The 25928-nt window shown below is 74.9% G+C and carries 23 protein-coding genes, 1 tRNA gene and 1 pseudogene; 9 read left to right on the plus strand and 16 right to left on the minus strand.

Annotation, left to right across the window (positions count from 1 at the left end; translation table 11 throughout):
* Positions 1-72, minus strand: a tRNA-Gln gene (locus ACFTZA_RS11340).
* Positions 73-278: 206 nt separating this feature from the next.
* Here ACFTZA_RS11340 and ACFTZA_RS11345 point away from each other — a divergent pair.
* Positions 279-884 (plus strand): TetR/AcrR family transcriptional regulator, encoded by a 606-nt coding sequence (locus ACFTZA_RS11345; RefSeq protein WP_378194390.1) that lies wholly within the window; start codon positions 279-281, stop codon positions 882-884.
* Here the strand turns inward: ACFTZA_RS11345 and ACFTZA_RS11350 are convergent.
* Complete coding sequence (locus tag ACFTZA_RS11350; RefSeq protein WP_378194393.1) at positions 862-1746, minus strand: hypothetical protein; 885 nt, start codon at positions 1744-1746, stop codon at positions 862-864. The genes ACFTZA_RS11345 and ACFTZA_RS11350 overlap by 23 nt on opposite strands.
* A 375-nt stretch (positions 1747-2121) precedes the next feature.
* Here ACFTZA_RS11350 and ACFTZA_RS11355 point away from each other — a divergent pair, with 375 nt between their 5' ends.
* From ACFTZA_RS11355 to ACFTZA_RS11370, 4 genes are all read left to right on the plus strand, one after another.
* A complete protein-coding gene (locus ACFTZA_RS11355; RefSeq protein WP_378194396.1) occupies positions 2122-3087 on the plus strand; it encodes an ABC transporter ATP-binding protein in 966 nt (321 codons plus the stop codon).
* On the plus strand, positions 3084-4346 hold the full coding sequence (locus ACFTZA_RS11360; RefSeq protein ID WP_378194399.1) for an ABC transporter permease: 1263 nt from the start codon (positions 3084-3086) through the stop codon (positions 4344-4346). The genes ACFTZA_RS11355 and ACFTZA_RS11360 overlap by 4 nt, the downstream gene beginning before the upstream one ends.
* A gap of 75 nt (positions 4347-4421) precedes the next feature.
* Positions 4422-4970: a MarR family winged helix-turn-helix transcriptional regulator gene (locus tag ACFTZA_RS11365; protein WP_378194402.1), complete on the plus strand. Its 549-nt coding sequence runs from the start codon at positions 4422-4424 to the stop codon at positions 4968-4970.
* Between the two features lie 22 nt (positions 4971-4992).
* A complete protein-coding gene (locus tag ACFTZA_RS11370) occupies positions 4993-6312 on the plus strand; it encodes a CynX/NimT family MFS transporter (RefSeq protein ID WP_378194405.1) in 1320 nt (439 codons plus the stop codon).
* A 6-nt stretch (positions 6313-6318) separates the two neighbouring features.
* Here ACFTZA_RS11370 and ACFTZA_RS11375 read toward each other — a convergent pair whose 3' ends face one another.
* On the minus strand, positions 6319-7671 hold the full coding sequence (locus tag ACFTZA_RS11375) for an ATP-binding cassette domain-containing protein (protein WP_378194694.1): 1353 nt from the start codon (positions 7669-7671) through the stop codon (positions 6319-6321).
* A gap of 71 nt (positions 7672-7742) precedes the next feature.
* A pseudogene (locus tag ACFTZA_RS11380) lies at positions 7743-8367 on the minus strand (ATP-binding cassette domain-containing protein); the annotation flags it as partial.
* Between ACFTZA_RS11380 and ACFTZA_RS11385 the strand changes: the two are divergent.
* Complete coding sequence (locus ACFTZA_RS11385; protein ID WP_378194408.1) at positions 8270-9304, plus strand: acetylxylan esterase; 1035 nt, start codon at positions 8270-8272, stop codon at positions 9302-9304. The pseudogene ACFTZA_RS11380 and the gene ACFTZA_RS11385 sit on opposite strands and share 98 nt — an antisense overlap.
* Positions 9305-9313: 9 nt before the next feature.
* Here the strand turns inward: ACFTZA_RS11385 and ACFTZA_RS11390 are convergent, their stop codons facing one another.
* The 4 genes from ACFTZA_RS11390 to ACFTZA_RS11405 form a co-directional block, all read right to left on the minus strand.
* Positions 9314-10249, minus strand: coding sequence for a 4-(cytidine 5'-diphospho)-2-C-methyl-D-erythritol kinase (locus ACFTZA_RS11390; protein ID WP_378194411.1), 936 nt, complete (start codon positions 10247-10249; stop codon positions 9314-9316).
* Positions 10246-11157 carry a 16S rRNA (adenine(1518)-N(6)/adenine(1519)-N(6))-dimethyltransferase RsmA gene (rsmA, locus tag ACFTZA_RS11395; RefSeq protein ID WP_378194414.1) on the minus strand — a complete coding sequence of 304 codons (912 nt, stop codon included), beginning with the start codon at positions 11155-11157 and terminating at the stop codon, positions 10246-10248. The genes ACFTZA_RS11390 and rsmA overlap by 4 nt, the downstream gene beginning before the upstream one ends.
* A 34-nt stretch (positions 11158-11191) precedes the next feature.
* Positions 11192-12568: a transglycosylase family protein gene (locus ACFTZA_RS11400; RefSeq protein ID WP_378194417.1), complete on the minus strand. Its 1377-nt coding sequence runs from the start codon at positions 12566-12568 to the stop codon at positions 11192-11194.
* Positions 12569-12843: 275 nt separating this feature from the next.
* Entirely contained in the window at positions 12844-13872 is a 1029-nt protein-coding gene (locus ACFTZA_RS11405) for a helix-turn-helix transcriptional regulator (protein WP_378194420.1), read from the minus strand.
* A 153-nt stretch (positions 13873-14025) separates the two neighbouring features.
* Here ACFTZA_RS11405 and ACFTZA_RS11410 point away from each other — a divergent pair, with 153 nt between their 5' ends.
* On the plus strand, positions 14026-14421 hold the full coding sequence (locus ACFTZA_RS11410) for a VOC family protein (RefSeq protein WP_378194423.1): 396 nt from the start codon (positions 14026-14028) through the stop codon (positions 14419-14421).
* Here the strand turns inward: ACFTZA_RS11410 and ACFTZA_RS11415 are convergent.
* The 7 genes from ACFTZA_RS11415 to ACFTZA_RS11445 all read right to left on the minus strand — a co-directional run bounded on the left by ACFTZA_RS11415 (position 14415) and on the right by ACFTZA_RS11445 (position 23704).
* Entirely contained in the window at positions 14415-15581 is a 1167-nt protein-coding gene (locus ACFTZA_RS11415; RefSeq protein ID WP_378194426.1) for a ubiquitin-like domain-containing protein, read from the minus strand. The two genes, ACFTZA_RS11410 and ACFTZA_RS11415, sit on opposite strands and share 7 nt — an antisense overlap.
* Before the next feature lie 147 nt (positions 15582-15728).
* On the minus strand, positions 15729-16652 hold the full coding sequence (locus tag ACFTZA_RS11420) for a TatD family hydrolase (RefSeq protein WP_378194429.1): 924 nt from the start codon (positions 16650-16652) through the stop codon (positions 15729-15731).
* A gap of 2 nt (positions 16653-16654) precedes the next feature.
* Complete coding sequence (gene metG, locus ACFTZA_RS11425) at positions 16655-18457, minus strand: methionine--tRNA ligase (RefSeq protein WP_378194432.1); 1803 nt, start codon at positions 18455-18457, stop codon at positions 16655-16657.
* A 436-nt stretch (positions 18458-18893) separates the two neighbouring features.
* On the minus strand, positions 18894-20162 hold the full coding sequence (locus ACFTZA_RS11430; RefSeq protein WP_378194435.1) for a ubiquitin-like domain-containing protein: 1269 nt from the start codon (positions 20160-20162) through the stop codon (positions 18894-18896).
* 324 nt (positions 20163-20486) lie between these two features.
* Positions 20487-21746, minus strand: a complete 1260-nt coding sequence (locus ACFTZA_RS11435) for a PQQ-dependent sugar dehydrogenase (protein ID WP_378194438.1) — start codon at positions 21744-21746, stop codon at positions 20487-20489.
* Positions 21747-21866: 120 nt separating this feature from the next.
* Positions 21867-23048, minus strand: coding sequence for an aminotransferase class I/II-fold pyridoxal phosphate-dependent enzyme (locus tag ACFTZA_RS11440; protein WP_378194441.1), 1182 nt, complete (start codon positions 23046-23048; stop codon positions 21867-21869).
* A 218-nt stretch (positions 23049-23266) separates the two neighbouring features.
* A complete protein-coding gene (locus tag ACFTZA_RS11445; protein ID WP_378194444.1) occupies positions 23267-23704 on the minus strand; it encodes a MarR family winged helix-turn-helix transcriptional regulator in 438 nt (145 codons plus the stop codon).
* 95 nt (positions 23705-23799) lie between these two features.
* Here ACFTZA_RS11445 and ACFTZA_RS11450 point away from each other — a divergent pair, with 95 nt between their 5' ends.
* Positions 23800-24411: an isochorismatase family protein gene (locus ACFTZA_RS11450; protein ID WP_378194447.1), complete on the plus strand. Its 612-nt coding sequence runs from the start codon at positions 23800-23802 to the stop codon at positions 24409-24411.
* A 97-nt stretch (positions 24412-24508) separates the two neighbouring features.
* A complete protein-coding gene (locus ACFTZA_RS11455; RefSeq protein ID WP_378194450.1) occupies positions 24509-25012 on the plus strand; it encodes a septum formation family protein in 504 nt (167 codons plus the stop codon).
* 8 nt (positions 25013-25020) lie between these two features.
* Here ACFTZA_RS11455 and rsmI read toward each other — a convergent pair whose 3' ends face one another.
* Positions 25021-25899 (minus strand): 16S rRNA (cytidine(1402)-2'-O)-methyltransferase, encoded by an 879-nt coding sequence (gene rsmI, locus ACFTZA_RS11460; RefSeq protein ID WP_378194453.1) that lies wholly within the window; start codon positions 25897-25899, stop codon positions 25021-25023.
* Positions 25900-25928: the final 29 nt, after the last annotated feature.

The following is a 25928-nucleotide window of genomic DNA, read 5'->3' on the forward strand; positions in this document are numbered from 1 at the left end:
CTCCGCCCCCAGGACTCGAACCTGGACCAAGGGCACCAAAAACCCTTGTGCTGCCGATTACACCAAGGCGGACCGGACCGTGACGCAGGACCGGCACCGGGCTCGCGCCCGGGGCAGCAGCGGCGTCGTGCGTCCGGGAACAGTCTGCCAGGTCGCGCGTCGTGCCCGGCGCGCGACCTCGCGCCGCCCCCGCGACCTGCGGTCGCGTCCCGCGGCGCCGACCGGTGGGCAGGCATGATGGTCCCGTGGCCGACTCCCGACGCACCCCCCGTTCCCGCATGACCGCGAGCCAGCGGCGCGAGCAGCTGCTCGCCGTCAGCCGCGGCCTGTTCGCGGAGAAGGGGTTCGAGGGCACGAGCGTGGAGGAGATCGCCACGCGGGCGGAGGTGTCCAAGCCGGTCGTGTACGAGCACTTCGGCGGCAAGGAGGGGATCTACGCGGTCGTCGTCGACCGGGAGGTCCAGGCGCTGACGGCCGCGCTCTCGGGCGCGCTGGACGAGGGCGGGCACCCGAAGGTGCTGCTCGAGCGCACCGCCCTCGCGCTGCTGTCCTACATCGAGGCGTCCGAGGACGGCTTCCGGATCCTGGTGCGCGACTCCCCCGTGGCCCAGGCCACGGGCACGTTCTCCAGCCTCATCGGCGACGTCGCGACGCAGGTCGAGCACCTCCTCGCGGACCAGTTCTCCACGCGCGGCCTCGACCCCAAGGTCGCCCCGATCTACGCGCAGATGCTCGTCGGCATGGTCGCGCTGACCGGTCAGTACTGGCTCGACGCGCGCTCCCCCAAGAAGTCCGAGGTCGCCGCGCACCTGGTCAACCTCGCCTGGAACGGCCTGGCCGACATGGAGAAGCGGCCGAGGCTCACGGCGCCGACGAAGCGCTGACCTCCGCACGCTCGCGCCACCGGCGCGCGGCGAGCAGCAGCACGCCGCCGAGGCCAGCAGCGGCCGCGGCCCCGACGGCCCACGCCCCGGACGACCCGGTCGTCGCCAGCACCGGCCGCGCGTCCGCCGCGGTCCGTGCCGGGGCGCCGTCCGCCACGGTCGCCGGACCGTCGGCGGCGGGAGGGACTGCCCCGGACGTCCCCGTCCTGCCCCCGGAGCCCGCCGCCCCCGGGCCGGCGGGAGACGTGCGCGCCTCCTCGACCGGTGTCGCGGGCGCTGACGGGACCTCGGGCTCGGCAGGGCCGTCGCCGGGGGCAGGGTCGGTCGGCACGGTCGGCAGGGTCGGCTCGCCCGGCTCACCCGGGTCGGTCGGCGCGGTGGGATCGGCCGGCGCGGTGGGCTCGGCCGGCGCGGTGGGCTCGGCCGGCGCGGCGGGCTCGCTCGGCACCGGCCCGGTCGGCACCGTGGGCGGCGGCGTCGGCGGGGTGGAGCCGTCGGAGCACACGGGCGCCTCGCCGCCCTCGCCGAAGTGCTCGCTGTAGTGGCCCACCTGGACCCACGTGATGCAGTACTCGTCCGCCGTGACGAGAGTGCTCCACGGCAGGTACGACGCTCCGACGAACGCGCCCGACGCCTGGCCGTTGACGCTCTCGAAGTGGATCCCCGCGTGGGGCAGCCCGTCGGCCGTGTACTCGATGTTGACGTGCCCGCCGTCGGGGAACGTGTCCCCCGCGGGGAGCTGCAGACCGTCCGGCAGGACGGCGTAGGGCGTGGCGTGGTCGGGGCTGCTCGCCGCCGCGGGGACCGCGGGCAGGACGAGGAGGAGGGCAGCACCGAGTGTTGCCCCCATCGCAGTGCGCATGGGACGCTGAGGACCTTCCTGAACGGGAGGACCTGCTCGGTTCGCGCTCCGCCAAGAGGGACCGAGCAGGTCATTTTCTTGTGTGCGCGCGGCTGCCGGCACCGGCAGCCGCGACGCGTTCAGAATAGGTACTGAACGCTCGTCCAACACAATCGTCGTGATCGCACCTGCGCGGACGTCCGTGCAGGTCAGAGGCCCCTTCCCGACGCTCGCCGGTGACGCGGTTCACCCCGTCAATTCACCCGTGGCGGTGCTTGCACCCCCGTGCCGACGGGTCGCGCGGGCGTCACGCCGTACCGTCGGGCGGCAGCACGGCCTCGCCGGACATGACATCTGTCCTGTCCTGCGGCCGCGTCCTCGTGGTTCGGTGGTGACATGGCGACTCTCGAGATCGACTCGCTGACGAAGTCCTACGGATCCGTCCGGGCGCTGCGCGGCACGACGTTCGACGTGCGCGACGGCGAGATCTTCGGGTTCGTGGGCTCCAACGGCGCGGGCAAGACGACGACGATGCGCATCGTCCTGGGCGTGCTCGCCGCGGACGGCGGCGAGGTGCGGTACGACGGACGGCCCATCGGTCCTGACGAGCGGCGGCGCATCGGCTACATGCCCGAGGAGCGCGGCCTCTACCCGCGGATGCCGGTCGCGGACCAGCTGACGTACCTCGCGAGGCTGCACGGGCTCTCCACGAGCGCCGCGCGCGACGCGATGACGCGCTGGACGGAGACCCTCGGCGTGGCCGCACGGCGTGGCGACGAGGTGCAGAAGCTGTCCCTCGGCAACCAGCAGCGCGTCCAGCTCGCCGCCGCGCTCACCCACGACCCGGAGGTGCTCGTCCTCGACGAGCCGTTCTCGGGGCTCGACCCCGTCGCCGTGGACGTCATGAGCGACGTCCTGCGCGACCGCGCGGACGCCGGCGTCCCCGTCGTGTTCTCCTCGCACCAGCTCGACCTCGTCGAGCGGCTGTGCGACCGCGTGGGGATCATCAAGGACGGCGAGATGGTCGCGGTCGGCACGATCGACGACCTGCGCCGTACGGAGACCGAGCGCTGGGTCGTGGACGGTCCGCCCGGCGCCACGTGGATCGGTGCGGTGCCCGACGCGCGCGCCGTGAGCCTCGAGGGCTCGCGCACCGTGGTCGAGCTCGCGCCCGGCGCCGGGGCCGACGGCGCACCCGGCCGCGAGCAGGCGGTGCTCCGTGCGGCGCTCGCCGCCGGACCCGTGCGCGAGTTCGCGGTGGTGCGCCCGTCCCTCACGGAGCTGTACCGCGACGTGGTGAGCTCGCCCGCGTCCGAGGACGCCGCGACCACGAGCCGATCGACCGAGGAGGTGCCGGCATGAGCACGACACGACCGGACGACGCCGGACGCGCGACGCGCGCGGGCGGGGCACCGGGTGCCGCGGCGGAGCTGTCGTCGTGGGGCGCGATCCGCCTCGTCGCGGGCCGCGAGATCACGACGCGCCTGCGCTCGAAGTCGTTCGTCTGGCTGACGGTGGTGCTCGTCGCGGCCGTGGTGCTCGGCGGGGTCGTGCTCAACCTCGCGACGTCGTCGGGACCGGAGGCGCAGCGCATCGGCCTCGCGCCGGGCACGACGTCGCTCGCGCAGCCGGTCACGGCCACGGGCGAGGCGCTCGGGACTGCGGTCGAGACGGTGGACGTCGCCGACGAGGCGGCCGGCGAGGAGCGGGTGCGCGAGGGCGACCTCGACGCCCTCCTCACGGGGTCGGCCGACGACTGGACGGTCGTCGTCGAGTCGGAGCTCGGCGAACCGCTGGCGCCGGTCCTGACGACGCTCGCCCAGCAGTCGGCGCTGGCCGGCGCCGTGAGCGAGCTCGGCGGCGACCCCGCGGAGGTGTCGTCCGCGGTCGCGACCGCGCAGCCGACCGTGCGCACGATCGGGGAGCCGAGCGAGTTCGACCCCGCCCGCTACGTGACGGGCCTCGTGACCGGGGTCCTGCTGTTCATGGCGATCATGATCAGCGGCCAGCTCATCGCGCAGGGCGTCGTCGAGGAGAAGACGAGCCGCGTCGTCGAGCTGCTGCTGGCGACGGTGCGACCGTGGCAGCTCATGGCCGGCAAGGTGCTCGGCATCGGCCTCGTCGGGCTGGGCCAGGTCGCGCTCGTCGTCGCGGCGGGCGTGGGGACGGCGCTGGGGCTCGGGCTCGTGGACACCTCCACGATCGACCTGGGCACAGCGGCGGCGTGGGCGCTCGTGTGGTTCGTCGTGGGGTTCGTCAGCTACGCGCTGCTCATGGCCGGCCTCGGGGCGCTCGTCTCGCGGCAGGAGGACGTCGGCGCGGTGACCACGCCCGTCACGTTCCTCATGATCGTGCCGTACATCGTCGGCGTCTCGGTCGCGCCGTGGGCGCCCGACAACCCCCTCGTCGTGTGGTTGTCGTACGTGCCGCTGTGCTCGCCGCTGCTCATGCCGGTGCGCATCGCGCTGGGCAGCGCGGAGACCTGGGAGGCGCTGCTGGCGCTCGGCCTGTCCGTGGCGCTGATCCCGGTGCTCGTGTGGCTCGCCGCGAAGATCTACTCCAACGCGGTGCTGCGCACCGGTGCCCGCGTCAGGCTCGCGGACGCGCTGCGCGCGGGCTGACCCGGGACGGGTCGGCTCCATGGGCCGGCGGCGTCAAGAGTCTTGACGTCGAGACACGTCGAGTACCCTCGCGTCATGGAGCTGCACCACGACGCCGGGCCCTCGCACGAGGGCGCGGACGAGGGCCCGGACGAGCGACCCGACGAGGTCGACCGCATCGTCGCGGCCTGGCGGCACGAGCGCCCCGACCTGGACCTCGAGCCGCTCACCGTGTTCTCGCGCGTCGACCGCCTCGCCCGGCACCTGGACCGGGCGCGCCGGACGGCGTTCGCGCGCGGGCACCTGGAGACGTGGGAGTTCGACGTCCTGTCGGCCCTGCGCCGGGCGGGCGAGCCGTACCGCCTCTCCCCCGGCGCGCTCGTCACCCAGACCCTCGTCACGAGCGGGACCATGACCAACCGGATCGACCGGCTGGAGTCGCGCGGGCTCGTGGTGCGACGCCGCTCGCCCGACGACCGCCGCGGCGTCCTCGTCGAGCTGACCCCGGACGGGCTCGAGCGCGTCGACACGGCGATGACGGACCTCCTCGCCGTCGAGTCGCGCATCCTCGACGTGCTGGAACCGGGCGGACGACCCGCGCTCGCCGCGCTCCTGCGTACAGTCGTCGGGCAGTTCGACGACTGACCCGACACCCGGAGACCACACCATGAGCGCCTCCCGCCCGCGCACCTTCGGCGGCGGGGTCGACGGCGTGCTGCTCGTCGCCGTGCTCCTCGTGGCGGTCAACCTGCGCGCGCCGATCACCGCCCTGCCGCCCGTGGTGACGGACGTCGCCGCCGAGCTCGGCCTCACCGCGGCGACCGCCGGCCTGCTCACCGGCATCCCCGTGCTGTGCTTCGCGCTCGCGACACCCGCCGTCGCGGGACTGCTCGGGCGGTCGTCGCTGCGGACCGCGATCGCGGTCGCGCTCGCCCTGATCCTGGCCGGGACCCTCCTGCGCTCGCTGGACCTGTTCGGGGTCGCCGCGCTCGGGCACGGCGGCACCTTCGCCGGGACGGTGCTGATCGGCCTCGGCATCACGACGGCGAACCTCGGCCTGCCGATGATCGCCCAGCGCGACTTCCCGGGGCACGTGAGCACGGTGACGGGCCTGTACACCGCAGCCATCAACGTCGGCACCGTCGCGACGACGGCGCTCACCGCGCCGCTCGCGGACGCGGTCGGCTGGCGCTGGGCGCTCGTCTCGTGGGGCGTGCTCGCCCTCGTCGCGCTCGTGTGGTGGTGGCGCTCCGTCCCGGCCGAGCCCCCGCGGCCGGCGCGCGCGGACCGCCCGGCACCTGCGCGCCGCCCCGGCGCCGACACCGCCGACCGCGTCGCCGAGGGCATGGCGCAGGGCGTCACCGGCACGGAGCCCGAGGCGGCGGCCCGACGCGAGCGCCACGTCCTCGCGACGCCGTTCACGTGGGCCCTGTGCGCGATGTTCGCGCTCCAGTCGTCGAGCTTCTACGCGCTCACCGCGTGGCTCCCGCTCATCCTCGAGGACCTCGCAGGTATCCCGCGCAGCGCCGCGGGCGGTGCGGCGTCGCTCTTCCAGGGATTTGCGATCGTCGGCGGCCTCGCCGTGCCGCTCGCCGTCCGGCGGCTGTCCCTGCGCACGACGTTCGGGGGCATCGCCGTGCTGTGGCTCCTGCTGCCCGCCGGGCTGCTCCTCGACCCCGGCGCGTGGGCGGTCTGGGCGTCGGCCGCCGGCGTCGCGCAGGCGGCGAACTTCGTCGTGGTCTTCACGCTCGTGGCCCAGCGCTTCCCGACGGTGCGCCGCGGGCGCCAGGCGTCCGCGACCGTCCAGTCCGTCGGGTACAGCTTCGCCGCGGTGGCCCCGACGGCCGTCGGCGCGCTCCAGACGGCGACGGGCACGTGGACCGCACCCGTCGCCGTCGTGCTCGTCGCGCTGGTCGTCATGGCGGTCGTCGGGCTCGTGCTCACCGGCCCGGGCCGCCCCACCGGAGCCGCTCCGGGCCGGCCGTAGCAGGGACTAACCGGCGATCTCGGCAGCCTCCAGCCAGGCGGCCTCGAGCTCGTCCTTCTCCGCCGCGAGGGTTCGCAGCTCCGCGTCGAGCTCCGCGACGGCGGCGAAGTCGGTCGCCTGCGCCGCGATCTTCTCGTGCAGCCGCGCCTCGGCGTCCGCGATCTTGGTGAGCCGACGCTCGATGCGGTTGATCTCCTTCTTCGCCGCGCGGACGTCGGCCGCGCTGGGCACGGAGCCGCCCGCCCCGGGGGCCGCGGCGTCGTCGGTCCCGGCGCCCGTGGACGGGCTCGCCGCGGCGGCGGGCCCGGTGGTCGAGGCGGCCGCGATCGCGGCGCGCCGCAGCTCCAGGTACTGCTCGACGCCGCCCGGCAGGTCACGGATCCGCCCGTCCCCGAGCAGCGCGACCTGGCGGTCGGCGACGCGCTCGAGCAGGTAGCGGTCGTGCGAGACGACGACGAGGGTGCCCGGCCAGCCGTCGAGCAGGTCCTCGAGCGCCGCCAGGGTGTCGGTGTCGAGGTCGTTCGTGGGCTCGTCGAGCAGGAGCACGTTCGGCTCGGCGACGAGCAGGCGCAGGAGCTGCAGGCGGCGGCGCTCACCGCCCGACAGGTCGCGCACGAGCGTCTGCGAGCGCTCGCGCGTGAACCCGAGCCGTTCCACGAGCTGCGAGGCGGTGAGCTCCTTGCCGTCGACGACGACCGAGCGCTTCTCGTCCTCGACCACCTGCACGACGCGTCGGTCCGCGATGTCGTCGAGCTCCCCGACGTCCTGCGAAAGCTCCGCGACGTGCACCGTCTTGCCGCGCTTGACCCGGCCGGCGTCCGGCTCGCGCCGTCCGGCGAGCAGGGCGAGCAGCGTCGTCTTGCCCGAGCCGTTGACGCCGACGACGCCGTACCGGTCCCCGGGTCCCAGGCGCCACGTGACGTCGTCGAGCAGAACGCGCCGCGTGTCAGCGCCACCGACGGCCCGGGCATCGCCTGGTGCTGACACGACGGCGGGGACCGCGACCGTGACGTCCTCGAGGTCGAGCACGTCCTTGCCGAGCCGCTTCGTCGCGGTGCGGGTCAGCTCGAGCGAGTCGCGCGGCGGCGGGACGTCCGCGATGAGCGCCGCCGCGGCGTCGAGCCGGAACTTCGGCTTGCTAGTGCGGGCGGGGGCGCCGCGGCGCAGCCACGCGAGCTCCTTGCGCAGCAGGTTCTCGCGCTTCTCCGCGGTGACGGCGGCGGTCCGCGCCCGCTCGGCGCGCGCGAGCACGTACGCGGCGTACCCGCCCTCGTACCCCTCGACCTGGCCGGAGCCGTCGCCGCGCACCTCCCACGTGCGCGAGCACACGGCGTCGAGGAACCACCGGTCGTGCGTCACGACGACGAGCGCCCCGCGCGCGCCCGGCCGGGCGAACCGGCCCTGCAGGTGCTCCGCGAGCCACGCGACGCCCTCGACGTCGAGGTGGTTCGTCGGCTCGTCGAGGAACAGCACGTCGTGGTCGGCGACGAGGAGGGCCGCGAGCGCCACGCGCCGCCGCTGCCCGCCGGACAGCGTGCTCGCCGGTGCGTCCAGGTCGAGGTCGGCGAGCAGTCCGTCGTGGACGGCGCGCACCCCGGCGTCGGACGCCCACGCGTGCGTCGCGGCGTCGCCGTGCACGAGGTCGCGGATGGTGGCGCCCGTGCCGGCGTCGTCGCGCTGGTCGAGCAGCCCGGGGCGCAGGCCGCCGACGCGCGTGACCCGTCCGGCGTCGGGCGACTGCGTGCCGGCGAGGAGCCGCAGGAGCGTCGACTTCCCAGCGCCGTTGGGGCCGACGATCCCGACGCGGTCGCCGTCGTCGAGGCCGAGGGACACGTCGTCGAGCAGGGTGCGGGTGCCGACGGTCAGCGAGATGCCGTCCGCGCCGAGGAGATGAGCCACGCCGTCGAGCCTAGGCGTCGGCGGCCGCGAGCGGTAAACGCGGCGGTAGGGTCCTGCCGTGCCGCTCTTCGACCTGCCGCTCGCCGAGCTCGAGACGTACTCCCCGACCCTCCCGGAGCCCGACGACCTCGACGCGTTCTGGGCGACGACGCTCACCGCGTCGCGCGAGGCGGGCGGTGACCTCGTCGAGACGGTCCGCCTCGAGCGCGTCGAGACCGGCCTCGACCTCGTGACCGTCGACGACGTGACGTTCCCGGGCTTCGACGGGCAGCCCGTCCGGGCGTGGCTCGTGCGACCCGCGGCCGCGGCGCGCGCGACGGCCGGTGGCGACGCCGCGCCCCTGCCAACCGTCGTCGAGTTCCTCGGCTACGGCGGCGGGCGCGGCCTTCCGCACGAGCACCTCGCCTGGGCGAGCGCCGGCTTCGCGCACCTCGTCGTCGACACGCGCGGACAGGGCAGCGGGTGGGGCAGCGGGGGCGGCACGCCCGACCCCGTCGGGTCCGGACCGGCCGCCCCGGGGTTCCTCACGCGCGGTGTCGAGGACCCCCACGACCACTACTACCGTCGCGTCTTCACCGACGGCGTGCGCGCCGTCGACGCCGTCCGCTCGCTGCCCGGGATCGACCCGGCGCGCGTCGCCGTCACCGGCATCAGCCAGGGCGGCGGCATCACGATCGCGGTCGCGGCCCTCGCCGGCGGGGTCGTCGCCGCGATGCCGGACGTGCCGTTCCTCGCCCACCTCCGGCGCGCCGTCGAGATCACCGACCGCGATCCGTACGCCGAGGTCCGGCGGTACCTCGCCGTGCACCGTGGCGCGGAGGAGACGGTGTTCCGCACGCTGTCGTACGTCGACGTCGCGCTCCTGGCCCGGCGCGCCACGGTGCCCACGCTGTTCTCCGTCGCGCTCATGGACGCCACGTGCCCGCCGTCGACCGTGTACACGGCGTACAACGGCTGGGGCGCGGCCGCGGACGGGGGTGGCGCGCGCGTCGACCGGCAGATCGACGTGTACCGCTTCAACGACCACGAGGGCGGCCAGGCGTACCGCTTCCCCCGTCAGCGCGCGTGGCTGCGCGAGCACGTCGGCGGCTGACGACGCGCCTCAGTGCGCGACGACGCGCGCCCCGGGTGCGGGCGCCGTCGTGCACCACACGCTGTCGCACGCGTCGGCCGCGGTCCACGCGGCCGCGATGGCGAGGGCGTGCTGACGGCTGCGCGCGAGGGCGGCGACGGTCGGACCGGAGCCGGAGACGATCGCGCCGAGCGCGTCCGCCTCGCGCGCGACCGCGAGGGTGCGCTCGAGCTCGGGGCGCAGCGCGAGCGCGGGTCCCTCGAGGTCGTTGTGCAGGGCGCGTCCCAGCCCCACGGCGTCGCCGGCCCGCAGTGCCTGCATGAGCGCGGTGTCGTCACCCAGCCCGGGCCGCGTGCCGCCGACCGTCTCGTCGAACGTGCGGTACACCTCCGGCGTCGACAGCCCCTGCGCCTGGACGGCGAACACCCAGTGGAACTCCCCGCGCGTCATCGCGGCCGTGAGCACGTCCCCGCGCCCGGTGCCGACGGCGGTGTGCCCGACGAGCCCGAACGCGACGTCGGCGCCCAGCCCGGACGCGATGCGGGCGAGCTCGGCCCGCGCCAGGCCCGTCTCCCAGAGCGTGTCGCACGCGACGAGGGCGGCCGCGGCGTCCGCGGACCCGCCGGCCATGCCGCCCGCGACGGGCACGCCCTTGATGACCTGCAGCCGCACGTCCGGGTCGAGGCCCACGTGCTGCGCGAGCGCCTCGGCCGCACGCCACGCCAGGTTCGTCCCGTCGGTCGGCACGACGTCGGCCTGCAGCCCCTCGACCGAGAGCGAGAGGCCCGAGCCCGGCGGGACCTGGTGCGCGATGACCTCCTCGCTCAGCCCGACCGCCTGGAAGATCGTCACGAGCGGGTGGTAGCCGTCGTCCTGCAGCGGCCCGACGCGCAGCGAGAGGTTGACCTTGCCCGGCGCGCGCACCCGCACGAACGGCTCCGGCGCGGCGGCGAGGTGGGAGCTCACGCGTCCACTGTGCCAGGTCGCTCCCCGTCGGCGCGCGCAGAGACGTCCCGGGACGCCGACAGCTGCTCGGCGACGCGCGCGAAGGCCGCGACGTCGAGGGTCTCGCCACGCGCCTGCGGGTCCACGCCGGCCGCCTGGAGCGCCGCGGCGGCCGCCGCCGCCGACCCGGCGACGCCCGCGAGCGCCGAGCGGAGCATCTTGCGGCGCTGCGCGAACGCGGCGTCGACGACGGCGAACACCTGCTCGCGGGTCGCGGTCGTCTCCGGCGGTTCCCGCCGCTCGAGCGCGACGAGCGCCGAGTCCACGTTGGGCACGGGCCAGAAGACGGCGCGGCCGACGGTGCCGGCGCGGCGCGCGGAGGCGTACCACGCGGCCTTGACGGACGGCACCCCGTAGGTGCGGTTGCCGGGCTGCGCGGCGAGGCGGTCCGCCACCTCGGCCTGGACCATGACGAGCACGCGCTGCAACGAGTCGAAGCGCTCGAGGAACGTCAGCAGGACGGGGACCGCGACGTTGTACGGCAGGTTCGCCACGAGGGCGGTGGGCGGCTCGCCGGGCAGCGACGTCACGTCGAGCGCGTCGGCACCCACGACGACGAGCCGGTCGCCGAGGTCGGCGACGTGGTCGGCGACCGTCGTCGGGAGGCGGCCCGCGAGGACGGGGTCGATCTCGACCGCGACGACGCTCGCGCCGGCCTCGAGCAGCCCCAGCGTCAACGAGCCGAGGCCGGGGCCGATCTCGACCACGCGCTCGCCGGGCTGCACGTCGGCGGTGCGCACGATCTTGCGGACCGTGCCGCCGTCGTGCACGAAGTTCTGCCCGAGGGTCTTCGTCGGGCGGACGCCGAGGCGCCCTGCCAGGTCGCGGATCTCGGCCGGACCCAGCAGGGCGCCTCGGGTGTCGTTCATGGGGGCAGAGCCTACCGACTCGCCCGGACGGGGCTCAGAGGAGCCCGAGCTTGCGGGCGCAGGCGGGCCACTGGCCCCAGCCCGACTGGGCCTGGAGCGCCTGCGCGCGCTGCGTCTGCTCGGCCGCGGAGGCCTCGGACGGGAGGCCGGAGCCGCCCATCGCCCGCCACGTCGGCAGCGAGAACTGGTAGAGGCCGTAGTACCCGTTGCCCGTGTTCGTCGCCGGGTTGCCGCCGGACTCGCACTGCGCGAGCTGGGCCCACACGCCGGCGGGCGCCGACCCGAGGTCCGCGGGCGCGGGAGCGGGAGCGGACGAGGCGCTCGACGAGCCCGACGACCCGGACGAGCTCGGCTGCGCCGCGGGCTCCGGCTCGGGCTCGGGCTCCGGCCGCTCCTTCGTGCCCTGGACGAGGATCTTCGACACCGGCGGCGTGGTGACGCCGTCGGAGACGAGCTCGCGGGACTCCTCCACGCCGTCGACCGTCGTGACGCGGTGCACGGTCGTGTGGACGCCCTCGACGCCCTCCTGCTTGACGACTTGGTCGAGGTCCTCGAAGCGGTTCGGGTCCTCCTCCGTGACGGTCTCGAACGGCACCGGCGCGGTGGTCGGCACCTCCTCGACCTTGACGCGCTGCACGACGAGCGAGACGTCCGGCGCGTCGGTCCCCGCCTCGTCCGAGGCGGTCTTCTCGTCGGTCGCGGCGGTCTCGTCGGTCGCGGCCGTCTCGTCGGCCTTGGCGACGTGGACGCGGTCCAGCTCGCCGAGCTCGACGCCCTGCTGCTCGAGGATCGCGTCGATGCCGACGCTGCCGTCGGGCGCGACCTGGGTCTCGCCGTCGGCGACGACGCTCACGGGGCCGTCCACGTCCAGGCGGATCGGCAGCGAGGCGCGCTCGCCCGAGCGCGACGCCACGAGGCGGACGTCGCTGCCGCGCGAGGCGAGGGTCGTCAGGGCCTCGTCCGCGTCGAGCGCGGTCAGCCAGACGGAGGTCTGCGAGCCGTCGACCTGCACGGGCACCTCGCGCCCGTAGCGCACGACGACGTCGCTGCCCCCGCGGAGCGCGGCGTCCGCGTCGGGGACGACCTGGTCGCGGTCGCCGACCGCGACGCCCTGCTCCTCGAGCAGGCCCTCGACGGAGCCGGCGAACGTCGTGACGGTGGTGATCTGGCCGTCGACGTCGAGCTCGACGGTCTTGCGCGCGTTGCCGTACGCGACGGCGCCGGTGGCGAGGAGCACGACGGCGGTCGAGCCGGCCACGAGGGGCCAGCGGCGGCGACGGTGCGCGGTCGTGGTGGCCGCGGGGCTCGTGGAGCCCGCCGCGGCGGTGTCGGTGTGGTCGAGGTCCGGGGTCGTGTCGGCGCCCTGCGGCGCGCCGGCCGCGTGCGCGGTCCGGTGGAAGGGGTTCTTCACTCGGGTCCAGTCGTCGTGGTTCCCGGGTACGGGGCTCGACGGCGCAGGTGCACCTCCCCGTGGCACGCACCGAGGTGCGGGTCACGGGTACCGAGCGGCCGGTCCGGCTGCCAGGCGCCTCCTCGACACCCCTTCCCCAGGGCCCGACGGTGGCGCGTCGCCCGTGCTGCTCCGGCCTCGTCCGCGACCCCTCGAGAGGGCTCGCGGCGGACCGGTCTCGCACCAGCGACGTTCGACCGTAACCGATCCGTTATCGAAGGCCAACTGTGGCGGCGCTAGGATGGGAGGCTCTGTCCCTTTTTCGACGGGAATGTCGTGGCGGTCTCCACCGCCTCTTCACCAGCGCGCACAGCGCCTGACGCCCGCGCCGCGCGCTCCCCCGCGCGCGCAAAGGTCTCGCGCAGCGCGGGCGGGTCGAGCACGGTGAGCTCCACCTCCAGGCTGAGCAGGAACCCCGCGAGGTTCGCGAGCGATGACCCTCCCGTCTCCAGGACGCAGGCGTCGGGGCCGTCGTCCGTCAGCACCCCGGCCGCGGGCGTGAGGCGGGCAGCCATCGCGGCCGCAGGAGCGTGCAGGCGCACCCGTGCGGGGTGCTCCCACACCACGGAGCCGACGCCGCGCAGGACGTGGGCGACCGCGTCGCCGCCGGGGACCTCGCGGGGGACGAACCGCGGCCCGCCGGGCGTCCGCAGCCGCAGCCGGTCCACCCGGAACGTGCGCCAGTCGTCCCGCCCGGTGTCGAACCCGAGGAGGTACCACCGCCGTCCGACGTGGACGAGGCGGTGCGGCTCCACGGCACGCACGTCCGTGCGGCCGTCGTGGGTGCGGTACTCGAGCCGGAGCCCGGTCAGGTCGCGCACGGCCGTCGCCACGTCCGCGAGCACCTGCGGGTCCACGGTCGGGCCTCCCGCCGGGACGCTGACGACCGCCGTCCGCAGCGCGTCCGCACGGGTGCGCAGCCGGGCGGGCAGCACGGCGTCGAGCTTGGTGAGCGCGCGCAGCGCCGCCTCCTCGGCCCCGGCGACGGTCCCGCCGGTCGCCGCGCGCAACGACAGGGCGACGGCCGTCGCCTCGTCGTCGTCGAGCAGCAGCGGCGGGAGCGCCGACCCGGCGCCCAGCCGGTACCCACCGGCCACGCCGGGCGCCGACAGCACCTGGTAGCCCAGGAGCCGCAGTCGCTCGACGTCGTTGCGCACCGTCCGCGTCGTCACGCCGAGCCTGTCCGCGAGCTCCGGCCCGGACCACGACGCGCGCGCCGGCAGCAGGGCGAGGAGCCGCAGCAGGCGGACCGAGGTGTCGAGCACGCTCCCCAGTCTTCACCCGCCGACCGGTCATGCGGAACCGCACGTTCCGCGACTCCTCGTAGCGTCGAGCGAGACGGCCCGCCAGGGCCGCCGCCGCCGGGGCACCGCTCCGCCGGCCGACGACGGACGAGAGGGACGACCATGCTGCGAGGGATGGCGACGCTGAACCTGTGGGCCGACGACCTGGAGGCCGCCTCCGCCTGGTACGCGCGCGTGCTCGGCATCGAGCCCTACTACGTGATCCCCGGCGGCTACGTGGAGTTCCGCGTCGGCGACCGCGAGGACGAGCTCGGGATCATCTCCCGGGCGTACTCACCGCACCCGCAGCCGGACGCCCCGGGCGGGGCGATCGTGAACTGGCACGTCGACGACGTCCGGGCCGCCTTCGCCCGGCTGCTCGAGCTCGGCGCGACCGAGTACGAGGGCGTCGTGGAGCGCGGGAACGGCGAGGGGTTCGTCACCGCGGCGGTCGTCGACCCGTTCGGCAACGTCCTCGGGATCATGGAGAATCCGCACTATCTCGACGTGCTGAGCGCCAGGGCTCAGTAGAAGCCCTTCTCCACCGAGTGCGACCACGCCGCGCACGGCGTGCCGTAGCGGCCCTCGATGTACCCGAGGCCCCACGTGATCTGCGTCGCGGGGTTGGTGCGCCAGTCGGCACCGGCGCTCGCCATCTTCGAGCCGGGCAGGGCCTGCGGGATCCCGTAGGCGCTGGACGACGGGTTGTCGGCGTCGACGCGCCAGTTGCTCTCCTTGGTCCACAGCTTGTCCAGGCAGGTGAACTGGTCGTCGCCCCAGCCGCGCTGGGCGGCGAGGGAGCGGCCGACCGCGCGCGCCGAGCCGGGGTCCACCGAGACCGACACGTCCATCGTGCCGACGGTGATGATCTCGTCGCGGGGCTCGGCCGTGACCGTGCGGGTCAGGACCGTGCGCGAGACCTCCGCGCCACCGAGGGTCTGCACCGCGTACGTCGTGACCGCCTCCCCCACGCGTCCCGTCTGGGTGACGACGCGGTGCCCCTGCGGCAGGTTCGGGTCCTCGACCTCCTGGGTCGCGAACGGCAGCACCTCGGTGACCGTGGCCGACGACGACGCCGCCCGGCTCACGAGCACCAGCATGCCGTCGACCGCCGCGGCGTCGAGCGGCACGGACGTGTCGTCCTCCTCCCCCAGCACGATGCCCGCGACCTGGAGCACGCCCCGCACCGTGGACTCCGCCGTCGTGATGGGCAGGAGCGCGCCGTCCACGGCGACGTGCACCGTCTTCAGCGTGGACACGCGCACTGGCTCGCGGCCCAGCGCGGCCGAGCGCGACACGTTGGTCACGGCGCCCTCGGCGCGCGGGCCGAGGGAGGCGAGCAGCTCGCCCACGGTGCGTGCCGTCGTCGCCACGGTTTGCTCCTGGCCGTCGATCTCGACGACGAGGTCGCGGCTCGTGCGCACGAGGATCGTGCTGCCGTTGCGCGCCGCCGCGGTCAGGCCGGGCTCGACCAGGTCCTCCCGGGCGACGTCGACACCCTGGTAGTCGAGGACCTCCGCCACCGTGCGGCCGTACGCGGAGACGTCGTGCAGCTCGCCGTCGACGTCGAGCGTCACGCTCTTGTGCAGCGTCGCGAAGGCGCCCGTGACGCCCACGAGCCCGACGACGACGGTCCCCTGGGCCACGAGGCGCAGCGCGCGCCGGCGCACGGTCCCGTCAGGTGCGAGCACGCGTGTCGTCCCTCCTGGGCGGGCGGATCGGCGCCCGGAGAGCACCGGGCACGACGTCGAGGTCGGCGCCGGCCTGCGGCGCACGGACCTGACCGTAGCGGAACGGCGAACCCGGACGAAAGCACCGCACCGGACCGCTCCCCGGGTTCACCACGCGCCGTAGACCTCGACGGAGGTCGCCGCGACCCGCTCGCAGACGACGTCGAGCGGCGTGCCGGTCACCTCGGCGACCGTGCGGACCGTGTGCGGCAGGACGTACGGCGCGTTCGGGCGGCCCCGGTACGGGTGCGGCGTGAGGTAGGGCGCGTCCGTCTCGACGAGCACCTGCCCGAGCGGCACCTCCCGCAGCGCGGCGCGCAGCTCGCCGTTCGCCCGGAACGTCACCGGGCCGGCGAACGACAGGAACCAGCCCTGCGCGGCGCAGAACCGCGCCATCTCCGCGTCGCCGGAGTAGCAGTGGAACACCGTGCGCTCGGGGGCGCCGTCGCGCGCGAGCACGTCGAGCACCTCGGCGTGCGCGTCACGGTCGTGGATCTGCAGCGCGAGCCCGAGCTCCTTCGCCAGAGCGACGTGCGCCCGGAACGACTCACGCTGCACGCGCGCGCCCTCCGGGCCGGTGCGGAACAGGTCCATGCCCGTCTCCCCGACGGCGCGCACACGGTCGTTGCCGCGCGCGACCGCGGCGACCTCCGCGATCGCGTCGTCCAGCGGGACGGCGTGGTGCGGCTGCGGGTCCGGCTCGAGCCCGTCCGGCCCGACCTCCCGCACGCCGCCGTGCAGCACGGCCTCGTTCGGGTGGATCGCGACGGCACCGAGCAGGGCCCCGGTCACGTCGTCGGAGCCGCGCAGCAGCGCGTCCGTCCAGCGCACCGCGGGCAGGTCGCAGCCCACCTGCACCACCCGGTCCACGCCGACGGCGGCCGCGCGCGCGAGGTGCTCGGCCACCGTCGGGACCGCGTCGCCCTCGGGAAGGACGTGCCGGATGGAGTCCAGGTGCGTGTGATTGTCGACGACGGGGACGGGCAGCGGATCCGGGTCCGGCGGCCACCCGCGCTCGCGCTGCTTCCCCACCGTCAGGCCGACTCGCGCAGACGGTCGAGCTCCTCCTCGACGATCGCGTCGTCGAGCTTCGTGAACACCGGCGACGGCTTGCCCACAGGCGTGCCGGGCACGACCGGGCGCGGCTCCCACCCCGGGAGCGTGCCGTCCTCGCCGCGGCGATAGTCGCCCGTGATGACCGGGTAGTGCCGGGAGTCGTCGTCGAGGTCCGTGACCTCCTCGATACGCGGCTGCGGCGCGAACGTGCCCGTGCCGCCGAACGCCTCGTGCACCTGCTGCGCCGAGTGCGGCAGGAACGGCGACAGGATCGTGTTGAGGTCGCTCACCGCCTGGGTGACGGTGTGCAGCACCGTCGCGAGCCGGTCCGGGTCCGTCTTGAGCTTCCAGGGCTCGGTGTCCGAGACGTACTTGTTCACCTCGCCGACCGTCTTCATCGCCTCCGCGACCGCGGCGCGCTGGCGGTGCGACGCGATGAGCTCACCCACACGCCCGAACGCCGTCGTCGTCGTCGCGAGCACGCCCTCGTCGACCGGCTGACGCTCCGTCGGCGCGGGGATCGCGCCGAAGTTCTTGTGCACCATGCTCGCCGTGCGGTTCACCAGGTTGCCCCAGCCCGCAACCAGCTCGTCGTTCGTACGGCGCTGGAAGTCCGCCCAGGTGAAGTCGACGTCCTGCGTCTCCGGACCCGCCGACGCCACGTAGTACCGGAACGCGTCCGGCTGGTAGCGCGCGAGCATGTCGCGCACGTAGATGACGACGCCGCGCGAGGAGGAGAACTTCTGCCCCTCCACGTTGAGGAACTCGCTCGAGACGACCTCCGTCGGCAGCTGCAGGTTCCCGTACGGACCGGGCGTCCCGCCCTTGTTCCCCCGCCCGTCGTAGGCCAGCAGCTCGGCCGGCCAGATCTGGGAGTGGAACGTGATGTTGTCCTTGCCCATGAAGTAGTACGAGCGGGCGTCCGGGTCGTTCCAGTACGCGCGCCACGCCTCCGGGTCGCCCGTGCGCCGCGCCCACTCGATCGACGCCGACAGGTAGCCGATCACCGCGTCGAACCACACGTACAGACGCTTGCTCGAGTTCTGCTCCCAGCCCTCCAGCGGCACCGGGATGCCCCAGTCGATGTCGCGCGTCATGGCACGCGGGCGCACGTCGTCGAGCAGGTTCAGCGAGAACTTCAGCACGTTCGGGCGCCACGCCGTGCGCGTGCGCAACCAGTCCCCCAGCGCGTCGACGAACGCCGGCAGGTCCAGGAAGAAGTGGTTCGACTCCACGAACTTCGGCGTCTCGCCGTTGATGCGGCTCTTCGGGTTGATCAGGTCGATCGCGTCGAGCTGGTTGCCGCAGTTGTCGCACTGGTCGCCGCGCGCGCCGTCGTACCCGCAGATGGGGCACGTCCCCTCGATGTAGCGGTCCGGCAGCGTGCGGCCCGTCGACGGCGAGATCGCGCCCATGGTCGTCTGCTCGACCATGTACCCGTTCTTGTGCACCGTGCGGAACATCTCCTGCACCACGGCGTAGTGGTTGCGCGTCGTCGTCCGCGTGAACAAGTCGTAGGAGAGGCCCAGCTGGTGCAGGTCCTCGACGATCACCCGGTTGTAGCGGTCCGCCAGCGCCTGCGGGGTCACACCCTCCTTGTCCGCCTGCACGAGGATCGGCGTGCCGTGCTCGTCCGTGCCCGAGACCATGAGGACGTCATGACCCGCCATCCGCATGTGCCGGCTGAAGACGTCCGACGGGACACCGAAACCTGCGACGTGACCGATGTGGCGCGGGCCGTTCGCGTACGGCCACGCCACGGCCGAGAGGATGTGGGTCATGGTGCCCGATCCTAGTCGGCCACCGTCTCGGGGCCGTCGTGCGTCTCGCCGTGCGCCGGTGGTCGCCGTCCGGTCGTCGCGTCCGGGCGTCCCGGGGTGGGAGGCGGCGGGCCTACCATCCGCCCGCTCGTGCCTCGCGGGCTCCCGCCAGGCCCGCCACGGCCCGCCGCCTCCCACCCCGTCCCGCCCTCCACGGTCAGGTCACCTGGTGCGGTCGCTCCGGAACGACGACGTCCCGCACCCCGCCCGGCGCGTCACCGGCGAGGCGACGCGAGGGCGAGGTGCGGGACGAGCGGGCCGGAGCCGAGGGGGGCGCGGGTCGTGGCGGGTCTGGCGGGAGCCGCGAGGGACGAGCGGCGGATGGAAGACCCGCGCGCCCCTCGGTGCAGGACCGCGGACCCGACCACACCCACGGACCCGACCACGAGCGGTCGGCTCAGTACCAGTTGTTGGCCTGCGAGTGGGCCCAGGCGCTGCACGGGGTGCCGTAGGAGCCGGCGATGTAGTCGAGGCCCCAGGCGATCTGGGTCGCGGGGTTGGTGGCCCAGTCGGCGCCCTTGCTCGCCATCTTCGAGCCGGGCAGGGACTGCGGGATGCCGTACGCGCTCGACGTCGGGTTGTCCGCGTTCACGCGCCAGTTGGACTCCTTGGTCCACAGCTTGTCGAGGCACGCGAACTGGTCGCCGCCCCAGCCGCGCTCCGAGGCCATGAGGCGGCCGAGCGCGCGCGGGTCCTTCGGGCGCTCCTTGGTGCCCTTGACGACGACGTGGTCGACGGGCGCGATCGTGACCTCCTCGGAGACGACCTCGCGGGACTCCTCGACGCCGTCGACGAGGGTGACCTCGGAGACGGTCGTGGTGACGCCGTCCGCCCCCTGCTGCTCGACGACGGCCGGCTCGTCGCTGTAGCGGTTGCCGTCGGCCTTCTCGACGGTCTCGTGCGGGACGGGCGCGGTGGCCTCCTGGCGCTCGACGGTGACGCGCTGCACGACGAGGGAGACGGCGGGGTCAACGGCCTCGTCGCGCTGCACGCTCACGCGGTCGAGCTCTCCGAGCTCGATGCCGCGGTCGGCGAGGAGGCGCTGGACGCCCACGCTGCCGTCGGGGGCGACGGTCGTCTCGCCGTCGGCGACGACGTTGACGGGCCCGTCCGCGTCGAGCTGCAGGTCGAGCGAGGCGCGCTCGCCCGAGCGGGACGCGACGAGGCGGACGTCGCCGCCGCGCGACGCGAGGGTGCGCAGCGCCTCGTCGGCGTCGAGCGCGGTGAGCCACACGTCGTCCTGCTCGCCGTCGGACTGCACGGTGACCTGCTTGCCGAGGCGCACGACGACGTCCGCGCCCTCGCGCAGGGCGGCGTCCGGCTCGGGCGCGACGAGGTCGCGGTCGTCGACCTCGACCCCGGCGGCGTCGAGGACGCCCTGCACGGAGCCGGCGGTGGTCGTGACGGTGGTGACGGTCCCGTCGACGTCGAGCGTGACGGTCTTGCTCGCCCCGCCGTAGGCGACCGCGCCGGTGCCGGCGACGGCGGCGGCCGTCGCGGTGGCGAGGATCACGGTGCGACGGCGGCGGGACGTGCGCCGGACCGCGCGGGCCGTGGCGCGGCTGGGCGCCGGCGTGCCGTGGGTGCTCTGGGTCGCGCTCTCGGAGGTGGTGGCGTCGGTGGTGCTCTCGGCCGGGCGTGCGGCCGTGCGGAAGAGGTTGCGCACAGTGGTCCAAGTCGTCGGGGGGTCTCCGGCACCGGTGCCGACCGCGCTCCCGCGCCGCGCCGCTCGATCGGGGCGCTCTGGTCGACCCGCCGGTCCGGCGGTCCGTGGCGCTCGTCCCACCGCCCCGCGGGCTGAACCCGGGCCGGACGTGGCGCCTCGCCTCCGCGGATCCGGTACACCCGACTCAGGATGCGCCCGCGCGAGACACTCGACCGTAACCGATTCGTTATCGAGGTCCAAACGCGGCCGCCGACGTCGCTCGTCCCGTGCGGGGACACGGGCCGCACAGCCGCCGGTCCGCGGCACCCCGTCGCGAGGCGCGGATCACCCGGCCGGGGTGACGGTGACGCGCAGCAGCCGGTCGTCTCCGTCACGCGGGTCGCCGCGCCCGTCGGTGTTGCTGGTCAGCACGAACAGGACCGCGCTCCCGTCCTCGCCCGGCGGCGTGGACGGGTCGGTCAGCACCGCGCGCAGCCGACCGTGGTCGGTCAGCAGGGACTGCGGCGCGCCGAAAGCGTCCGCCGACGTCCCGCCGTCGGGCGTGACGAAGGGCACACGCAGCAGCGCCTGGCCGCGCAGCCCGGCGAGGTAGGCGCCCTCCCGCGTCACGGCGAGCCCGCTGGGTGAGGCGTCGTCCGTCGCCCACGTGGCCACGGGGTCGACGAAACCCGCCCCTGCCCCGCCGGTGCCCTCGACGTCGGGCCACCCGTAGTTGCCGCCGGGCACGATCACGTTGAGCTCGTCGAACGTGTCCTGCCCGAACTCGCTCGCGAGCATGCGGCCCGTCACGTCCCACGCCAGCCCCTGCACGTTGCGGTGCCCGAGGCTCCACACCGGCGACGCCGGGTCCGGGTTGCCGGGCGCGGGCGCGCCGTCGACCGTGACCCGCAGGATCTTGCCGCCGAGCGACGCGGGGTCCTGGGACGTGCCCTCCTGCTGCGCGTCGCCCGTCGCGACGTACAGGTACCCGTCCGGTCCGAAGGCGATCCGCCCGCCGTCGTGGGTGCTCGCGGCGGGGATCCCCTGGACGACGGGCGTCAGGGCGGACAGCTCGCGTCCCGCGAGCGTGCCGCGCAGCACCTCGTTCCCGTCGGGGGCCGTGCGGTAGACGAAGACCTCGCCGGGCGCGTCGCCGTCGGGCGGGCCGACCGCGAGCCCGAGCAGACCTGCCTCGCCGCCCGTGACGGTGCCGTCGCGCAGGTCGTCGGCGCCCGGCCCGCTCACCGCCTCGACCGCGCCCGTCGCGGGGTCGACGACGACGAGCTCCCGTGCGTCCCGGAGGGACACGAGCAGCGTCCCGTCGGGCAGCGGGGCGAGCCCCCAGGGCGCGTCGAGGCCGGTCGCCACGTCCTCGACGGCGAGCTCCACCTCGGGCAGCACGGCGAGCGTCGGCGCCGGCTCGCCCTCGGGCACGGGCGGCTCCTGCCGCGTCGGATCCTGCGTCGCCGGGCTCGAGGTCGTGCCCGACGGCGTCGCCGTGGGCTCGTCGGCCCCGCCGCCCGTGCACGCGGCGAGGAGCACGAGGAGCACGACGCCGGCCGTGGCGCGGTGCGCACGCGCCGTCGTGCCCCGGTGAGCCGTCATGCCCCCATGGTCACCGCCGCGCCCCGGTCCCGCACCCGCCACCGGCCACGACGTCGACCCGCACGCGGCGAGATCGGCCCTCGGGAGGTCGATGCCGCGACGCGCGGGTCGATCTCGCGGTCAGAGCCTCGTCAGGCCTCGCTTGAGGCCGCGGACCGCCTGCCCGATGCGCTGCTCGTTCTCGATGAGGGCGAAGCGCACGAACTCGTCACCGCCCGGGCCGAACCCGACGCCCGGCGACACGGCGACGTCGCACTCCTCGACGAGGTGCGTCGCGAACTCGATCGAGCCCATGTCGCGGTACGCCTCGGGGATGCGGGCCCAGGCGAACATCGTGCCGCCGGGCCGGTGGATGTCCCACCCGATGCGCTGCAGGCCGTCGACGAGGGCGTCGCGCCGCGACTCGTAGACGGCCGAGACCTCCTGCGGGTGCTCGGTCGCCTCGTTGAGGGTGACGGTCGCGGCGATCTGGATCGGCTGGAACGTGCCGTAGTCGAGGTAGCTCTTGAGCTTGGCGAGCGCCCCGACGACGTCCCGGCGCCCCACGAGGAACGCGACGCGCCAGCCCGCCATGGAGAACGACTTCGTCATCGAGTACAGCTCGACCGCGACCTCGCGCGCGCCGTCGCACTCCATGATCGACGGCGGGCGGAACCCGTCGAAGGTCATGTCGGCGTAGGCGAGGTCGTGCACGAGCACGACGTCCTTGTCGCGCGCCCAGTCGACGAGCCGCTGGAGCTCCTCCTTCGTCGCGACCGTCGTCGTCGGGTTGTGCGGGAACGACAGCACGACGACGCGCGGCTTCGGCCAGCCGAGCTCCCACGCCTCGATGATCCGCTCGATGTACCCGGCGGCGTCGGTCCCGTCGCCGATCGGCACCTGCCGCGCGTCGGCGCCCGCGAAGTAGGGGCCCCAGATGTGGATGGGGTAGCTCGGCGTCGGGACGAGCGCGACGTCGCCCGGCTGCAGCAGCACCCACATGAGGTGGCTGAAGCCCTCCTTCGCGCCGATGGTCGAGATGATCTCGGTCTCGGCGTCGAGGCTCACGCCGAACCGGCGCTGGTAGTGGCCCGCGACGGCCTCGCGGAGCTTGGGGATGCCGCGCGACGCGGAGTAGCGGTGGTTGCGGGAGTTCTGCGCCGCCTCGGCGAGCTTGTCGACGGCGACCTGCGGGCTCGGCAGGTCGGGGTTGCCGAAGCCGAGGTCCACGACGTCGCGCCCTGCCCGGCGTGCCTCGATCTTCAGCCCGTCGATGATCGTGAAGACGTAGGGCGGCAGACCGGGGATCCGGCGGAACTCCATCGCAGTGCTCCAGCTCTCTCGGGCGCGTCCGGGGCGCGGGGTGCGCGCGGCTCGCGCGTCCCGGCAGGGTACGCCCGTGCCCGACGGCGCGTGGCGACGTCTCGCACCGCGTGTCAGCACCACGAGGCGCCCGAGCAGCGCGTGGTGCTGACACGACGGGGACCGCGTGAACGCGTCAGCACCACGCGCCGCCCCGGTGACGCGTCGCGCTGACAGGGTCAGCCGTCGTGGCCGAGGTTGTGCGCCATCTGCCGCAGCGTCGACAGCGTCGCGTCGAACTGGTCGGCCGGGATGCCCTCGGCCACGCGCTCGCGCGCCCGCGACACCGCCTCCAGCAGGTCGTGGTACGCGTGGTTGCCCGCGACCGTGACCCCGAGCCGCCCGTCCGTGCGCGTCACCCACCCGCGCCGCTCCAGGTCGTCGACCTCGGCACTGACCGCGGTCGCGTGCGCGCCGGGACCGCCTCCGGCCGACGCGCCCGCGAACGGCGAGAGCACGCCGTCGACCGCCGTCTCCTCGCTCACGCCGTCCCGGATCATCGTCAGCACCTGCCAGTGCCGCCGGGTCAGGCCCGAGTGGTGGAAGACGTCGTCGAGGCTCTCGTCGATGAGCCGGTCGACCAGCTTGAGCCAGTACCCGATCGGTCGCTCCTCCATCGTGCCGTCCTCCCCGTCGTCGTGACGTCCGCCCTCCGCCACCCACCCTGGCACCGGGCCGCCCACCGCGCCCGGCGGGTGGCAGAGTGGGACGCATGAGCGAGAGCGAGAGCACGACGGCCCGCACCCGGCGCGCCCTGATCGTCGTCGACGTCCAGCCCACGTTCTGCGAGGGCGGCGAGCTGGGGGTCGAGGGAGGCAACGCGGTCGCGGAGCGCATCGCGGACTTCGCGCGCGGCCACCGCGACCGGTACGACGTCGTCGTCACCACGCAGGACTGGCACGTGGACCCGGGCGACCACTGGAGCCCGTCCCCCGACTTCGTCGACACCTGGCCCCCGCACGGGATCGCCGGCACGCCGAACGCCGAGCTCCACCCGGCGCTCGCCGACCTCGCGCCCGACGTGAGCCTGAAGAAGGGCGAGTTCGAGGCCGCCTACTCGGGGTTCGAGGGCGTCGACACCCAGGGGCGCGCGCTCGCGGACGTGCTGCGCGACGCCGGGGTGGCGGAGGTGGACGTCGTCGGTCTCGCGGAGTCCCACTGCGTGCGCGCGACGGCGCTCGACGCGCACTCCCTCGGCCTCACCACGCGGGTGCTGACCGACCTCACCGCCCCGGTGACGCCCGAGCTCGGCGAGCAGGCGCGCACGGAGCTGCGGGCGGCCGGTGTCGACCTCGTGAGCAGCGAGGACGCCGCCAGTCGGTGACGCGCGTCACGACCGGTCCGGCGGGTGGCCGGGGCGCGCTACGGTTCAGGCGCCCCGGCTCCCGCCGGGCTGACGCACCACCGAGAGAAAGCCACCCATGCCTTCCGCTGCACGCACCGCCCGCCTGCCCCTCGCGCTCCTCGGCATCGCCGGACTCGGCCTCGCCGGCTGCGGGCTCCTGCCCGGCGCCGACCCCGTCCGGGACGACGAGGGAGCGATCGTCGAGGCGGAGGCGAACGCCGACGTCTTCAGCATCACCGTCGGCGACTGCACGAACGACGGCGACCTGACGGCCTCCGAGGTCTCGTCGGTCGAGGCCGTCCCGTGCGACGAGCCGCACGACAACGAGGTCTACGCCGCGTTCGACGTCGACGGCGACGAGTTCCCCGGCTCGGACGAGATCCAGACGATCGCGGGCGAGGGGTGCCTCGAGGAGTTCCAGCCGTTCGTCGGCGCGGCGTACGAGGAGTCGCGGCTCGACTTCTGGCCGATGACGCCGACCGAGAGCAGCTGGGGCCAGGGCGACCGCGAGGTCCTGTGCCTCGTGTACGACGCGGAGCTCGAGAAGCTCACGGGCAGCGTCGCGGGCATCGCCGAGTAGCGGGCGGGTCAGCGGCCCCGCGCCTCCAGCGCCGCCGCGTACAGCTCGCGCTTGGGCACGCCGCTGCCTGCCGCGAGGTCCGCGACGACGTCCTTGAGCCGCTCGCCGCCGTCGACGCGCGCGAGCACGGCGGGCACCAGCTCCGCCACGGGGACGGGGCCGCGCGGCGGCGCACCGCCGACGACGACGCAGATCTCCCCGCGCAGGTGCTCCCCCGCCGCCCGGGCCGCCAGCCCGCCGAGCGTCCCGCGCAGGACCTCCTCGTAGGTCTTCGTCAGCTCGCGGGCGACGGCGGCCGGGCGGTCGGTCCCGAAGGCGTCGGCCATCGCCGCGAGCGCCTCCGCGACGCGGTGCGGCGCCTCGAAGAACACGAGCGTGCGCGGCTCGTCGGCCAGCGCGGACAGCGTCCGCGCCCGGTCGCCCGCCTTGCGCGGCAGGAAGCCCTCGAAGCAGAAGCGGTCCGTCGGCAGGCCCGAGAGCGCGAGCGCCGTCAGGACGGCGCTCGGTCCGGGGGCGGCCGTCACCGGCACCCCGCGCTCGACCGCGCGGGCCACCACGCGGAAACCGGGGTCCGACACGGCGGGCATCCCGGCGTCCGACACCACGAGCACGGTCGCGCCGTCCTCGACGGCGTCGAGGAGGTCGTCCGCGCGCTCGCTCTCGTTGTGCTCGTGGAAGCTCATGACGCGCCCGGTGATCTCGACGTCGAGCCGTCCGGCGAGCGCCCGCAGGCGGCGCGTGTCCTCGGCCGCGACGACGTCCGCCGTCGCGAGCAGCCGCCGCAGCCGCGGGCTCGCGTCCTCGACGTTGCCGATGGGCGTCCCGGCGAGCACGAGCCGACCGGACTCGGCGGGGCGGGCGTCGTCGGGCACGGGGGCGCTGCTCATGCGCCCAGCGTTCCACAGCCGGGCGCCCC

Origin of the sequence: Cellulosimicrobium sp. NPDC057127, from assembly GCF_042670945.1 — a bacterium.
GTDB lineage: Bacteria > Actinomycetota > Actinomycetes > Actinomycetales > Cellulomonadaceae > Cellulosimicrobium.

What these genes read in the sequence shown, in the direction of transcription:
- ACFTZA_RS11435 (WP_378194438.1), bottom strand. Translation starts at nt 21,746, where the DNA reads ATGACGGCTCACCGGGGCACGACGGCGCGTGCGCACCGCGCCACGGCC.
- rsmA (WP_378194414.1), bottom strand. Translation starts at nt 11,157, where the DNA reads ATGAACGACACCCGAGGCGCCCTGCTGGGTCCGGCCGAGATCCGCGAC.
- ACFTZA_RS11345 (WP_378194390.1), top strand. Translation starts at nt 279, where the DNA reads ATGACCGCGAGCCAGCGGCGCGAGCAGCTGCTCGCCGTCAGCCGCGGC.
- ACFTZA_RS11360 (WP_378194399.1), top strand. Translation starts at nt 3,084, where the DNA reads ATGAGCACGACACGACCGGACGACGCCGGACGCGCGACGCGCGCGGGC.
- ACFTZA_RS11455 (WP_378194450.1), top strand. Translation starts at nt 24,509, where the DNA reads ATGCCTTCCGCTGCACGCACCGCCCGCCTGCCCCTCGCGCTCCTCGGC.
- ACFTZA_RS11445 (WP_378194444.1), bottom strand. Translation starts at nt 23,704, where the DNA reads ATGGAGGAGCGACCGATCGGGTACTGGCTCAAGCTGGTCGACCGGCTC.
- metG (WP_378194432.1), bottom strand. Translation starts at nt 18,457, where the DNA reads ATGACCCACATCCTCTCGGCCGTGGCGTGGCCGTACGCGAACGGCCCG.
- rsmI (WP_378194453.1), bottom strand. Translation starts at nt 25,899, where the DNA reads ATGAGCAGCGCCCCCGTGCCCGACGACGCCCGCCCCGCCGAGTCCGGT.
- ACFTZA_RS11350 (WP_378194393.1), bottom strand. Translation starts at nt 1,746, where the DNA reads ATGCGCACTGCGATGGGGGCAACACTCGGTGCTGCCCTCCTCCTCGTC.
- ACFTZA_RS11440 (WP_378194441.1), bottom strand. Translation starts at nt 23,048, where the DNA reads ATGGAGTTCCGCCGGATCCCCGGTCTGCCGCCCTACGTCTTCACGATC.
- ACFTZA_RS11355 (WP_378194396.1), top strand. Translation starts at nt 2,122, where the DNA reads ATGGCGACTCTCGAGATCGACTCGCTGACGAAGTCCTACGGATCCGTC.
- ACFTZA_RS11365 (WP_378194402.1), top strand. Translation starts at nt 4,422, where the DNA reads ATGGAGCTGCACCACGACGCCGGGCCCTCGCACGAGGGCGCGGACGAG.
- ACFTZA_RS11410 (WP_378194423.1), top strand. Translation starts at nt 14,026, where the DNA reads ATGGCGACGCTGAACCTGTGGGCCGACGACCTGGAGGCCGCCTCCGCC.
- ACFTZA_RS11370 (WP_378194405.1), top strand. Translation starts at nt 4,993, where the DNA reads ATGAGCGCCTCCCGCCCGCGCACCTTCGGCGGCGGGGTCGACGGCGTG.
- ACFTZA_RS11450 (WP_378194447.1), top strand. Translation starts at nt 23,800, where the DNA reads ATGAGCGAGAGCGAGAGCACGACGGCCCGCACCCGGCGCGCCCTGATC.